The sequence below is a fragment of the Frankia sp. CcWB3 genome (assembly GCF_977927595.1).
In genome coordinates, this window is sequence record NZ_CDWRCK010000017.1 from 15,793 (window position 1) to 29,488 (window position 13,696).

9 protein-coding genes are annotated in these 13,696 nt (G+C 70.0%); 6 read left to right on the forward strand and 3 right to left on the reverse strand.

What is annotated here, in order from left to right:
* The first annotated feature begins 601 nt into the window (after positions 1–601).
* From ACY5KJ_RS02865 to ACY5KJ_RS02890, 6 genes are all read left to right on the forward strand, one after another.
* Positions 602–1,456: a glucose-1-phosphate cytidylyltransferase gene (locus tag ACY5KJ_RS02865; RefSeq protein WP_462202737.1), complete on the forward strand. Its 855-nt coding sequence runs from the start codon at positions 602–604 to the stop codon at positions 1,454–1,456.
* 20 nt (positions 1,457–1,476) lie between these two features.
* The gene (locus ACY5KJ_RS02870) at positions 1,477–2,895 is read left to right on the forward strand and encodes a DUF4910 domain-containing protein (RefSeq protein ID WP_462202738.1); all 1,419 of its coding nucleotides are present in this window, start codon (positions 1,477–1,479) and stop codon (positions 2,893–2,895) included.
* Complete coding sequence (locus ACY5KJ_RS02875; protein ID WP_462202739.1) at positions 2,892–3,674, forward strand: IspD/TarI family cytidylyltransferase; 783 nt, start codon at positions 2,892–2,894, stop codon at positions 3,672–3,674. Before ACY5KJ_RS02870 ends, ACY5KJ_RS02875 begins: the two co-directional genes overlap by 4 nt.
* Positions 3,637–4,560: a phytanoyl-CoA dioxygenase family protein gene (locus tag ACY5KJ_RS02880; protein WP_462188841.1), complete on the forward strand. Its 924-nt coding sequence runs from the start codon at positions 3,637–3,639 to the stop codon at positions 4,558–4,560. The genes ACY5KJ_RS02875 and ACY5KJ_RS02880 overlap by 38 nt, the downstream gene beginning before the upstream one ends.
* Positions 4,560–5,354, forward strand: a complete 795-nt coding sequence (locus tag ACY5KJ_RS02885; protein WP_462188840.1) for an SDR family oxidoreductase — start codon at positions 4,560–4,562, stop codon at positions 5,352–5,354. The genes ACY5KJ_RS02880 and ACY5KJ_RS02885 overlap by 1 nt, the downstream gene beginning before the upstream one ends.
* 645 nt (positions 5,355–5,999) lie before the next feature.
* On the forward strand, positions 6,000–7,358 hold the full coding sequence (locus ACY5KJ_RS02890) for a hypothetical protein (protein WP_462188839.1): 1,359 nt from the start codon (positions 6,000–6,002) through the stop codon (positions 7,356–7,358).
* Between the two features lie 387 nt (positions 7,359–7,745).
* Here the strand turns inward: ACY5KJ_RS02890 and ACY5KJ_RS02895 are convergent, their stop codons facing one another.
* The 3 genes from ACY5KJ_RS02895 to ACY5KJ_RS02905 form a co-directional block, all read right to left on the reverse strand.
* The gene (locus tag ACY5KJ_RS02895; RefSeq protein WP_462202740.1) at positions 7,746–9,320 is read right to left on the reverse strand and encodes a Wzz/FepE/Etk N-terminal domain-containing protein; all 1,575 of its coding nucleotides are present in this window, start codon (positions 9,318–9,320) and stop codon (positions 7,746–7,748) included.
* 236 nt (positions 9,321–9,556) lie between these two features.
* Positions 9,557–11,797, reverse strand: a complete 2,241-nt coding sequence (locus ACY5KJ_RS02900; protein WP_462188476.1) for a hypothetical protein — start codon at positions 11,795–11,797, stop codon at positions 9,557–9,559.
* A 102-nt stretch (positions 11,798–11,899) separates the two neighbouring features.
* Positions 11,900–13,219, reverse strand: a complete 1,320-nt coding sequence (locus tag ACY5KJ_RS02905; protein WP_462188475.1) for a methyltransferase domain-containing protein — start codon at positions 13,217–13,219, stop codon at positions 11,900–11,902.
* Positions 13,220–13,696: the final 477 nt, after the last annotated feature.

The window sequence follows — 13,696 nt, forward strand, 5'->3', positions numbered from 1 at the left end:
CTGCACTCTCCCCGATCCGGTGACTCGCAACGAGGTCCGCCATCACCGTCGACACCTGAGCCGAGACTCGTTCGGTAATCCGAGAGTGATCGCCAAACAGTAACAACCACTGACGAAGTGTGCCTTCGGCGGCCTCGGCTTATCACGCAGTGCAACGATCGACCATCCGTAGGCCAACCATCCCGCTCCGAGAGAATCGTTCGACAGGCGCACCCGACCCACCGAAACCGTCATCCGGTCCCAGAGTCACCGGAGTCAGGGGAGTCACGGGAGTTACCGGAGTCAGACGCATGGGAGGCCCGCGGGGTTGTGGGGTCTATGCCGCACGCGCGGGTTCGTAGGGACACCACCAGCCGGCAAAGGCCCATACGGTACCGTTGCCACGGGATCACGCCCGCACGCACGTTCGCGGGCGAGCAGCGACGTCCTCACCCGCGTGAGAACGCGCCGCCCGCGCAGCCGGACCGCCCGGTGGCTGCCCCCACCGGTCACGACCAGCCGGCCCGCGGGACGGCTGTCCCGGGTCGCCCGGAGCGCATCGCGGTCCCGCGACGACCAGGCCATCGACGCCCATCCGCCCCGAGCGCGTCCGGACCGGGGCATGAGCACGGGAGACGCAACAGCCTTGAGCATCGAGATCGCCCAGACCAGCGAGATTCCCGACGTGGCGGACATCCCCGTCGTGATCCTGTGCGGCGGGATGGGAACCCGGCTGCGGGAAGCCAGCGAGAAACTACCCAAGCCGCTGGTGGACATCGGCGGCAAGCCGGTGCTGTGGCACATCATGAAGACCTACGAGCACTACGGCTTCCGTAAGTTCGTGCTCTGCCTCGGCTACAAGAGCGATCTGATCAAGAACTACTTCCTCGCCTACCGTGCGCAGGTCGCCGACTTCACCCTCACGCTCTCCGACGACCACACCCCCCAGTTCCACAACACCGTGGGCGACGAGGCGTGGGAGGTGACCTTCGCCGAGACGGGCCTACTCACCGGAACCGGAGCCCGGCTGCGCCGGGTCGCCCAGTACCTGACCGGCCCGCGGTTCATGCTGACCTACGGCGACGGAGTCGGTGCCGTCGATATCGGCGCGGTGCTCGCCGACCACCTGGCGTCGGGGCGGATCGGGACGGTCACCGGCGTCCGGCCGTCGAGTCGCTACGGCGAGCTGACCACGGACGGCAACGCCGTCACCCTCTTCGCCGAGAAGCCGCCGCAGACCGGCTGGGTGAGCGGGGGATATTTCGTCTTCGAGCGCGAGTTCATCGACAAGTACCTCGACGACGACCCGGCACTGCTGCTGGAGCGTCACCCGCTGCAGCAGCTGGCCCGGGACGGTCAGCTGACCCTGCACACCCACGACGGATTCTGGATGGGTATGGACACGTTCCGCGACTGGACCGAGCTGAACCAGCTCTGGGATTCCGGTGCCGCGCCTTGGCGTGTCTGGGCCGGCTGAGGTTCCGGACGGGTCCAGCGATGAGCGATTCCTCCCGCGGCTCCGGCAGTCCCGAGCCGAACGGTTCCCCCCTGAGCGGTTCCGACCCCGGCGGCGCAAGCGAGTACGCGGCGACGGCAGGCGCCGACCCGGGTACGTGGCTGCACGACCTGGTCGCCACCCTGCTGCCCCCCGCGCGCAGTATCACCGGGGACGGTGTCCGCACGACGCTCGCCACCGTCGCGCGGGCGCTCGGCCCGGAGCCCGCGCTCACGGTGCACGAGGTCCCCAGCGGGACACCGGTCCTGGACTGGACCGTGCCCCGGGAATGGAACGTCACCTCGGCCCGGTTGACCGGCCCGGACGGCAAGACCATCGTCGACGCCGCTGACAACCCGCTGCACCTGCTGGGGTACAGCACACCGGTCCGCGCCCGGCTGTCCCTCGACGAGCTGCGCCCGCACCTGTTCTCGATGCCGGACCGCCCGGACTGGGTGCCCTACCGGACCTCCTACTACACCGAGAACTGGGGCTTCTGCCTGACCGACCGGCAGCTCGCCGCGCTGCCCGACGGCGAGTACGGCGTGGAGATCGACACCACCCTCACCGCGGGGTCGCTGACCTACGGCGAGATCATGCTGCCCGGGACCACGGACGACGAGTTCCTCATCACGACCCACACCTGCCACCCGGCGATGGCGAACGACAACTGCTCGGGCATCGCCACGGCCACCCTGCTGGCCCGCACCCTGGCCAGGCTGCCCCGCCGGCACACCTTCCGGCTGCTGTTCATCCCCGGCACGATCGGATCGATCACCTGGCTCGCGCGCAACCGCGACACCGTCGGGCGCATTCGGCACGGGCTGGTGCTGACCGGCCTGGGTGACCGTTCCGACCCGACCTACAAGCGCAGCCGGCGGGGTGACGCCGTCGTCGACCGGGCCGCGGCCGCGGCGCTCGCCGAGACCGGGCGGCCGCACCGGGCCATCGACTTCTCCCCCTACGGCTACGACGAACGGCAGTTCTGCTCCCCCGGCTTCGACCTGCCCGTCGGCCGGTTCGGGCGCGGCCAGCACGGCGACTATCCGCAGTACCACACGTCCGCGGACGACCTCGACTTCGTGACCCCGGAGTCACTGGCCGACTCGTTCGCGATCCTGCTGCGGACGATCGCCATCTGCGAGCGCGACCGCATCTGGCGCAACACCGCCCCCTACGGGGAGCCGCAGCTCGGCCGGCGAGGCCTGTACCGCGCCATCGGGGCCACCATGAACCGCCAGGCGATCGAGATGGGCCTGCTGTGGGTGCTGAACCTGGCCGACGGCACGCGCAGCCTGCTCGACATCGCCGACCGCGCGGACCTGCCGTTCGACACCGTCGCGGCGGCGGCCGACGCCCTGGCGGGCGTCGATCTGCTCAGCGACGTCACCAGCGCCGCGCCCGCGGGAGCCCAGCGGTGACCGACACCGCTGTCGCCGTCACCAACGGCGCGGGGAGCACCGGGAACAGCGGCCCGGTCTGGACGATCGTGCTGGCCGGCGGCGGCGGCACGCGTTTCGGCGGGCCGAAACAGTTCTTCGACCTCGGGGGTGAGCCCCTGCTCGCCCACCCGGTCGCGGCAGCGCGGCCCGCCAGTGACGGCATCGCCGTGGTCGTCCCCGCCGCCCTGATCGGCCACTGGTCACCGCCGGACGGAGTGCGGGTCGTCGCCGGCGGCGCCACCCGGGCCGAGTCCGTCCGGGCGGGGCTGACGGCCGTGCCCGCGGACGCCGGGATCATCGTGATCACCGACGCCGCCCATCCGCTCGCGACTCCCGCCCTGTACCAGCGGGTCGTCGACGAGGTCCGCGCCGGCGCCGACGCGGCCGTACCCGGGCTCCCGCTCACCGAGGTCGTCAAGGAGATCCACTCGACGGTGATCGACGGCCTCCCCGACGACACCCCCCGGTTGGTCACTGGGGCCTCGCTGCCGCGGGAGACGCACCGGCTCGTGCAGACCCCGCACGCCTTCCGGGCGGACCTGCTGCGCTCCGTGCACGCGGGGGCCCGCGAGGCCGTCGAGGACTCGGCGATGGTCGCCGCGGCCGGCGGCCTAGTCGTGGTCATCCCCGGCGAGCCGGCGAACATCCATGTCACCACGCCGGACGAACTCGCCATGGCCCGGCTGCTTCTCACCCATGTTCGTTCCGAGGGGGAACCTGATGAGTTCGGTACTGGTCGAGTCCACGCTGTCCGATGACGAGCGGCGGGCGAGGCTCTACGCCGGCGAGCTGTTCGTCTACGCGCCCAGGCCCGCGACGCGGGAGTTCGTCGAGTTCAGCCGCGCCCTGATCCGCGAGGCCTTCGGCGATCTCGACCCCGAGACGGCGCAGTACCACATGCCGGTCGAGGACTACGCGGCCCTGCTCGCCGAGCTGAAGCCACGGTTCATCCACCACCCCACCTGCAAGGAGCTGCTGCCGGCGATTCTCGCCGAGCACGGCTGCGACCTGTCGAAGACCTACTTCGACGTGCCCCGGCTGCGGACCTCGACGTCGGACGACTACCTCACCTCGGGCATCGCCTACGCCTTCCACCCACACCGCGACACCTGGTACTCGGCACCGTTCTGCCAGCTCAACTGGTGGATGCCGATCTTCGACATCGTGCCGGAGAACGCCATGGCCTTCCACCCGCGCTACTTCTCCCAGGGCGTGAAGAACGGTTCCCGCGACTACGACTACTACGAGTGGAACGCGAAGAACCGGGCCGACGCCGCGAAGCACATCAAGTCCGACACTCGCAAGCAGCCCAAGCCCGAGGAGGAGGTGGAAATCTTTCCGCAGACCCGGGTGGTCGCCCCCTCCGGCGGAATAATGATCTTCTCGGCGGCCCAGCTGCACTCCTCGGTGCCGAACAACTCCGGCCGCACCCGGTTCAGCATGGACTTCCGCACCGTCCACTTCGACGACGTGGTCAACCACGTCGGAGCGCCAAACGTCGACGCGGAGTGCACCGGCACGACCATGCGGGACTACCTGCGTGGCACCGACCTGAGCCGGATCCCCGAGGACATCTGCCTGACCTACGACACCGCGCCGCCGCGGGAGGACGCGGTACTGGTGTTCTCCCACCAGAACGTCTGATGGCGGCCCCGAACGGATCGGGCGCGGGCGCAGGCGCGGACGGCCCGGCGGCGGACGAGGTTCCGCTCGCCGGACAGGTCGCTGTGGTGACCGGTGCATCGAGCGGCATCGGCCGGGCCACCGCGCTGCTGCTGGCCTCGGACGGAGCCACCGTCCTCGCGCTTGGGCGCGACCAGACCCGGCTCGACGCCCTCGGCAAGGAGGCAACCGGGCCAGGCACCCTGACGCCGGTGTGCCTCGACCTGACCGACGACGCGGCCGTCGTCGCGTTCACCGCCGAGGTCACGGGCCGCTACGGCCGCGTCGATCATCTGGTGCACAGCGCCGGCGCCTACGGAAGCGCCCGGGTGGACGCCGTGTCGTTGGCCGATCTCGACGCCCAGTACCTCGCGAACGTCCGGGCACCGTACGCGCTCACCCAGCGACTGCTGCCGGCGCTGCGGGTCGCCGGGGCCGACCGCGGCGCCGACATCGTCATCGTCAACTCCACCCAGGGCATCCGGGCCGGCGCGGGCACCAGCGTGTTCGCCGCCACCCAGCACGCCATGCGGGGGTTCGCCGACAGCCTGCGCCAGGAGATCAACGCCGACGGCATCCGGGTGACTACCATCCATCTCGGCCGTACGGCGACCCCGCGGCAGGAGGCGATCTACGCCCGGGAAGGCCGTGAGTACGCGCCCGAGCTACTCGTCCAAGCGGCCGACGTGGCCGATCTCGTCGATTACCTGATCCGACTCCCACCCACCGCGGAGATCACCGAGCTACACCTGCGGCCGGCGAAGAAGAGCTACTGACGCGCTCCCGCTGCGCAACGACTCGGGGCCCGTGGGCGCGCCAGAGCCCACGGGCCCCGAGGCCTAGAAGTCCGCCGACGGCACGATCCCGGCCTCGGGACCAGGACCAGGACCAGGACCAGGACCAGGACCAGGACCAGGACCAGGACCAGGACCAGGACCAGGACCAGGACCAGGCAGATCCTGCACAACCGCCACAACGGCGATGATGACCGGTCCGAACCCGAGGCAGACCAAAATCGAATATCACCGCGGCGATGACGCCGTCCTGGTACGACAAACGCGCGTCACCGCCAGGCGGGTTCCCGAGCTGGGTCCCTCATGGCGGCACCGATCTACACGGATGCAAACCGATGGCTGTCGGGTCGGACGACCGCTATTATCCACCGCCCGCGCCGGGTTCGAAGAGCCCCCACCAGCTGGCTGCGAGACGTGACGAAGACGCGACCGTGCGCTCCGGAAACGGCACGGAGACCGCCTTGCGAGACGGCACGAGGGCCCCGGATACACTGAACCGCCCGCGCCGTCCGCCCGTCGCGCCAGCTATCCGACGTGCCGACGTGCCGATGGGCTTCCATCGCCGGGCCCCGCCGCCGGGCGCGGCGCCCGGGAGCCCACTGACCAGGAACGGGGGACGGGAAACCAGTGGTCACCACCACGCTCACGACCAGGATTCCACGGTCGTGGGTGATCCCGACCCAGGAGGCCGGCAGCGGGAAGTCGGTCAACGACGCCACCCTCCGGATGCTGACGATTCTGCTCTTCTGCGAGATCTTCCTGCAACGGATCGCTTTCCCGGTGGGCAGTTCACAGGTTCAGGTAATCCTGCCGATCACCTATGTCTGCGCGGCCTTGATGCTGCGGCGCGGAGGTCTGACGTACAACTCCGGCCGGGTAACCACCTACCTCGTCGCGATGACGGCATGTTCGGCCTCGGCACTCGTCTCCTTCCTCCAGCAGAACGACGACACGTCCTTCACCTCGTTGTTGCTGCTGCTGGCGACATACGTGCCGTTCCTCTTCGGCCTGCGCGGCGCGGACGCCCGCGCTCTCCTGCCCCGGCTGCTGGACCGTTTTCTGATCATGATCACGGTGCTCGCCGGTCTCGCCCTGTTCCAGTTCGCCATTCAGCTCGTCGGCGTTCCATACACCGACGTCGTCAAGAACGTCGTGCCGCCGCAGTTCCTGATGCAGGGGTTCAACACGTCCTACCCCGTGCAGTATGGCTCGTCGCTGTACAAGTCGAACGCCTTCATCTGCCTCGAGGCGTCGTTCTGCTCGCAGTTCCTCGGCTTCGGTATCGTGGTCTGCACACTGCGTAACGGCGGCTGGTGGCGCATGATCATGTTTGTGCTGGCCATCCTGAGCACCGTTTCTGGCACCGGTCTGCTCCTGCTGGCCTGCGCGGGCGTCCTGCTGGCCGTTCACAAGGGCGCCCGATTCGCGCTCACCGCCCTGCTCGGGGTGAGCCTCGTGGCGCTGATCATCAGCTTCACCCCGGCGTCGGATATCTTCGCCGCGCGTGCCACGGAGACGTCCTCATCGACGTCTAGCGGCAGCCTGCGCTTCGTCCAGCCGTACCAGCGGACCTGGGACGCGCTCGGCAGCGATCCGATGACGGTGGCGTTCGGCTGGGGGCCCGGGTTCGCCGACCGGGACGCCGCCGCCTTCTACCACCGCACCGGACTGCCGCTGAACTACGCCCTCCTACCCAAGCTGATCCTCGAGTACGGCGTCGTCGGGACCACCGCGTTCATCGGTCTGGTGGTAGCGATGTTCGTACGCGGCTCGCAGTCGTTCGTGCTCTCCGGATCTGTGTTGATCTTCTATAGCGTGCTGTCCGGAGGCCTGCTGGCCCCGGTCGTCACCGGGCTCGGCCTCCTGCTCGTCACCTGGTTCACGGTGACCCCAGAGGAGGCCGTCAGGCTCCAAGGGGATCCGGGAGCGTCGTCACCGCCGCTCCCACCGGCTCCCGTGCCGGGCCGGTCCTTCGCCGCGATCTGACCCACGGCACGGCACGGCACGCGCGCGACCGCACCACATCGCGCGGATGGCGCCGTCCACACAGACCGCCGCCCCACCCGTGCTCGCCGCCCCACCCGTGCTCGCCGCGCCCGCCGACGGTCGCCGCGGGTCCCCGTGTCGAGCCACCGAAGGACGGACTAACGGTTCCGCTCGCCTCACCATCGCGATGGCCGGCACTGGGACCGGGACCGGGCATACCACGAGGAGCCGGTACGACAAAAAGCCGGACGGTCAGATTACGCTGACCGCCCGGCTCGTCATACCGGCGTTGCGCCTCCTGGAATCCAGAGCCGTCTAGAATCCAGAGCCGTCTAGAATGAATCAGGGAACCTCGGGGCCCCCGGACCCTCGTGGCTACGGGCTATCCTAACGCTTGCCGGGGCGGGCGTAGCGGTCGGTGGCCTCCGAGTCCACGCCGCCGCCCCGCTTGCTCACCGGAGCCGAGTCCCCCACCGGGGAGTTGGAGGTGATGGTGTCGACCGACGAACGACGCTCCGGGGCCGCCGCGACGGCCCGGCGGATGCCGGTCCGGCCGTCGTGCACGACGCCCACGACTCGCTCGGCGAGCGCCGGCCAGTCCCGCGGCACCTGCTCGAGCTCCTTGAGACTGGTTTCGGTGGAGGTGATGACCACGACGGCGTCGGCCTGGATGGCGGAGGCCGCGGTCATCGGCAGCTCGGCCAGCGCCGAGGTGACGAGGATGACGAGGTCGACGACCGGCGCCCGGTCGGCGAGGATCGGGGCGAGGCCACCGGGCCGGGCGGCCCGGGCCGGCGACACTCGGTTGTAGAGGATGTGCCCCCGCCCGGTGCCGGACGAGCGTGCCAGGCAGGTCGGCTCGTGCGCCCAGCGAGGCAGCTCCCCGGAGGTCGCCCGGGGCAGTCCTTCGAGAACTCCCCGCACCTCGGACGACGGCGAGGTGTCCAGGATCAGGACGACGCCCTGATCATCGGACCAGGCCGCGGCCACGGAGGCGACGAGGTCGGCGGTCAGGTCCCCCCGCGACGCCGGGGTGAACGCGACCACCTTGCTCGTCGGGGACATCACCGCGGACATCGCCGAGACCAGGGTCTCGGCCGCGCTGGCGGTGGTCCGTCCCGGCTCCAGGACTGCGATCAGCGGCACGCCCAGGGTGTCGGACGGGTTGTGCGGGTCGAGGATCGTGGGCCGGCGCTGATACATGATCCAGATCGCCGCGATCGAACCGAGCAGCCCGACGATCGCAGCGACCAGCGTGTTACGGAACAGGTTCGGCCCGCTCTGGCCCCCGGCGACGGGCGGCTCGGCCAGTTTGATCGACGTGCTCGCCAACGCGGAGGCGGTGCGGGCGGTGGCGATCTGCGTGTTGAGGTTCGCGATCTGCGTGTTGCGGACGGTGTTGTCGACGCTCCCGGCAATACCGGCTCCCTGACCCGCGGCGGCCTGCTCCGCCACCAGCCCGTCACGTAGCTTGATCATGGCGCTGATATTCGCCTGGCTGTTGGGGCCGTAAGTCGTCAAGAGCTTGCTGTAGGCATCCTCGGCCGACTTGACCAGCGCGTCCGCCCCCTGCTGGCTCGAGCCCTTCCCCTCGATGACGAAGAAGTAGCCCTCGTCGGACGGCGAGGTGCTGAGCCAGGCGGCGACGTCCACCTCGGGCAGCTTGAGTTCCTTCGCGATCTCCGCGACGGCCGCCGAGGACTGGGCGAACTGCGCCTGGGTCTGCACGAAGCGGGTCGCGTCGACCGAGTTGGCACCGAGCGTGCCCGAATCCGTCGAGAGGAAGACCCGGGCACTCGACCGGTAGGTCGCCGTCTGCGTCTTGGAGTAGGCGGCCGCCAGAGCCGCGAAGATGACCACGACGATGGCGACGACCAGCAGCCGTGGCTGGAGGATACGAAGCAGGGACGGGGCGGAGGGAGCCCGGCTGGTCTCGTTGCCCGCCTGCACGTTGCGACTCATGACGCACCCGCCACGGACTCAGAACGGGCGGACCGGGCCCGCATCCGGATCGGAGTGCCGGTGAGACGACGCAACGGCTCCTCCAGCGGGACATGAAGCGAACTCAATGTGGCCCCCCACAGGAGCATCCGGCCCGATTGCCGGACCACGGTCTAGATCTGACGGAACCGATTTGTGAGCATAGCCGATAGCGGATAGTAAACGGTCTATAGCTATGACTGACGCCGCACGGACGCTCAGGTGCCCCGCCCACCACGCCGCGATCCGGTTCCGCGACCAGGCCGGCGAGGGCCGTGCTCCGGAGCGACATCCACATCCTCGACATCATCCACGGGATCCATTCGATGGTCAGATTCGCCGGCGTTCGACCGTCTCGACCGGCGTACGTCGCTCATCCCGGCCCGGCGCCGGCGCGGCAACTCTCGTCCTCCCGGCTCCGCCGGGGCGGGAGCAGGCCCGGAGCCGCTCCGCGCCGCCCGCTCCGCGTCCCGTAGCGCGGCCTGCTCCACGTCGTGCTCCCGACCGAGCCGGCGGAGCAGTACAAACCACACCGGTGCAATGGACCAGAAAGCGATGTTATAGCCGACGACCGCGCCCCGCGCGCCCCCGACAAGCAACCCAATGATGGGAAAACCAAACAACATTGGCGCAAAGGCTGCATTGACCCGGAATGTGATCTTAGTTTTTCCGAGTGCGTAGACCATACATGCCGGTCCGACCGCGACCGACGCGGCCAGATAGTGCAGGATTGACAGCCCCAGGATGTTCTTGACGCCATCCCACGAGTCGCCCAACAACACCTGACCGTAACGTTCCGGAAGGAGGTAGAAGATCAGGCTCCACGCCGTGCCAATGGCGAGGACGAGGGCCGAGAGAGCGTAGGCGGCGCGCTCCCGGGCGTGGCGGGTCATGGAGGTCCGCTTGGAGAACTCCGGCAACGCGAAGCTCACGACCCCCACCCCGACCACCGTGGTCGGGCCGAGCAGCGTGCGCGCGCCTTGCAGGGCGCCCACCGTCGCCAGCGAACCCACCGCTCCGATCACCAGCAGCGAGGTCTGCATCGCGCCCTGGACAGTGATGAACTCCGCCGCCAGGTAGGCGGAGTTCGACTTGTTCCTGCGAAGCCATCGAAGGGTCTCGCCGGGCGACGGCCAGAAGCCGGCCTGGGCTATCCCCAGCAGGGCCGCGACGAGAGCCGAGGCCCCCCAGGCGAGCAGCAGCGGCGGGGATGCGGTCACACCGCGGTGGATGAGCAGGAAGATCCCGAGGATCTGGACGACCGCCCAGACGGTGTCGTTGACGAAGGCGCCGAAGGGCTTCCCCATCGCGAAGAAGACATAGCGCCACGCATCCTGCAGCAGCAGGCCGGGCAGCACGAGGCCCATCGCCGACAACGACGACCCGACCGGGCCGCCGAGCAGCAGGCCCAGACCGACGAACGTGATTCCCACGGCCACGCCGAAGACGAACGACGAGCCGGTGGTGGCGGTGGCCGCCGCCCGGAAGTCACTCCGGGTGACATTCGAGTAGAACATGCTCAGCGGCATGCAGCTCCCGGCACGGACCAGGCCGATGACGATGGAGAACAACGTGTACGCAATACCGAACGCGCCGTACTCGACGTCGCTGACCTGATGGGCAATCAGGAACGAGATCGCGGCGTTCGTCGCACTGGAGACGGCCTGGTCCATCAGCGTCCAGATCGCCTTCGACCTGGCTCCGCCACGGCCGCCGGAACCCTCGCCGCCCGGACGCTCGCCGCCGGTCAGATCGTCCGCCAGGCCCTCGGCCCCGTTACCGGGCCCCGGCCCGAAGGACGCGGCCGCGGCACGCTCGCCGCCGCCCGCCGCGGCGAGCCTTCGTCGACCGCGGGACCGCGCGGCGCCCGCCCCGGGAGATCGGCCGTCACGCCCGGCGGGGGGCTGCCGCGGAAAGATCTGCGTGCTCTCCGGGTCGGTCTCGTCGGTTCGGCGCGCCCGCCGGTCCGAGCGGCGATGCCGGGGAGCCTGCCCCTCGACCCGATGGAGGAGCTCGGTCTTCTCCGCCCGCAACCGGCGTTGCAGCGCGCTCAGGTCCATCGTGGCGGTGACGACGCCGGGCGGTGGCTCGCCGGCCCCCGGACGGACAGGGGGCGTCACCGGGCGGGATGGCGGCTGGGACAGGTGCGGGTCGCCGACGGGCGGCTGGATCGCGGGCCCGGACGGCCCGGGCCCGGACGGCCCGGGCCCGGGCCGCGGCGCCGGAGCGGGCTGCGGGCGGACCGGCCCCGTGACCACCTCGAAACCCTCGCCGGGTCGGCGGTCGCCACGGCGTTCGAACCCTTCGCCGGGACGTTCGGTCCGCTCGCCGGGACGCTGCCCGGTCGCCCGCGCGGGGCGCTGCGATCGTGGCACGTACCGGGTCTCGTCAGGGGAACCCTCGGATGGGGAGTCGTCCTCCCCACCCGGGGCTCTCAGGTCCCCGTCGCTGTCCGTCATACTCGCTCTCCCGACCAGCCCGACCGGCTCGGCCAGCCCAGCGAGCAGGGTCCGCACAACCGCGGACGGAAATAACGACGGCCTGAGACCACGATGGGTTGCCTACAGCACTACGGGCCGGGGAACCGGCACGATGAAGGAGCCGCCGCGCGCGGCGTACTCGGCCTGCTGGGCGATGATCTCCTTCTTCACGTTCCACGCGAGCAGCAGCAGGTAGTCAGGCTGCCGCTCCAGCAGGACGGCGGGATCGAGGATCGGCAACCGGGCGCCGGGCAGGTACCGGCCCTGCTTGTGGATGTTGCGATCGACGACGAAATCGAGCAGGTCGGTGCCGATGCCGCTGGAGTTCAGCAGGGTCGCTCCCTTGGCCGCCGCGCCGTAGGCGGCGATGGTCCTACCGTCGGCGCGCAGCGAGCGCAGCAACGCCACCAGCTCGTCCTGCACGGCGCGGACGTCGTCGCCGAAGCTGGCGTACCGGTCGAACGTGTCGAGCCCGGCGGCCCGCTCGGCGTCGAGCACCGCCGCCACCAACTCGGCCGGCTCCGCGGCGGCGGTGTGCTGCATGCTCCACCGCAGGGTGCCGCCGTGCAGCTCGGGGAACTCCTGGACGCCGACGAGCGCGAGGCCGTGCCGGCGCATCAGGACGTCGACCGCGATCGTGGAGAAGTAGCAGAAGTGCTCGTGGTAGACCGTGTCGAACTCGGTGTGGGCCAGCAACGCGCCGACCCCGGGGTTCTCGACGTCGACGAGGCCGCCGTCGGCGAGCAGGATCGAGAAGCCCTCGACGAAGCTGTTGAGGTCCGGGACGTGGGCCATCACGTTGTTCGCGATGATCACATCGGCCTTGCGGCCCTCCGCGACGAGCTGGCGGGCGAGCTCCGCGCCGAAGAACTCCTCGCGGGTCGGCACGCCCGCCTCCCGGGCGGCCGCGGCCGGGCCGGGGGTCGGCTCGATCCCGAGGACCGGGATGCCCCGCTCGACGAACGCCTTCAGCAGGTAGCCGTCGTTGCTGGCGACCTCGACCACCAGGCTGTCCGGCCCGAGGTTGCGGCTCGCGATCAGGTCGATCACGTGCTTCTCCGCGTGGCGGACGAGCATGTCGGAGAACGAGGAGAAGTAGGGATAGTCCTCGTCGAAGATCTCGGACGCCGGCAGCTCGTGGGTGAGCTGCACGAGTGCGCAGGCCTCGCAGAAGCCGACCTCAAGCGGGAACGACGGATCGGTCGCGTCGAGGGCGTCGGCGCGCACCAGGCGGTTGGCGATGGGGGTGGACCCCAGGGAGAGGAACAGGCGCGGGGCCGGTCCGCCGCAGGACCGGCAGGCGGTTACCGCCGTGGTGAGGCCGCCGGGAACATCCTGCTTCTGGGTCGCGTCGGCCTCGGCGGTGCCACTACCGCGCCGGGCCGGGGTTGCGGATGACATGCGTTCCCCTAGGTGAGGTGTCGACATCGATCTTCACGATCTGGTGGACGGGAATGGCTGTGCCAGCCGGCCGCGAGGCCGAACGAGAGGCCGAACGACATGATGACCGCCCATCCGACCAGAAGGACGCGACGGTCCCGCGAACGACATGATCTTCGTGAAGCCGGGACGGGCCGCCACGCCGCCGGGCGATCGCCGGCGAAGGCACGGAGGAGAGCGCGAACCCCGGGCGTGCGGGCACCGGTCATCGGCCGGACACCCGCCACCCACCGCCGCAGCGGCGACCGCCGGACGAGCGCTCGTTTCCGTCGGCGAGATGCCACCGCCGGCACCGCCGACGGCAGCCCGATGATTTTCCGGCGAAGATCGGCGGTCACGGGTGCTGCGCACGCCGGGTCATGCTAGCCGGTGGACACCACCCCCCACATGACCCACAGTCGCCGAGAGGAAGCCGTGGCACCACCCTCCGACCACGGG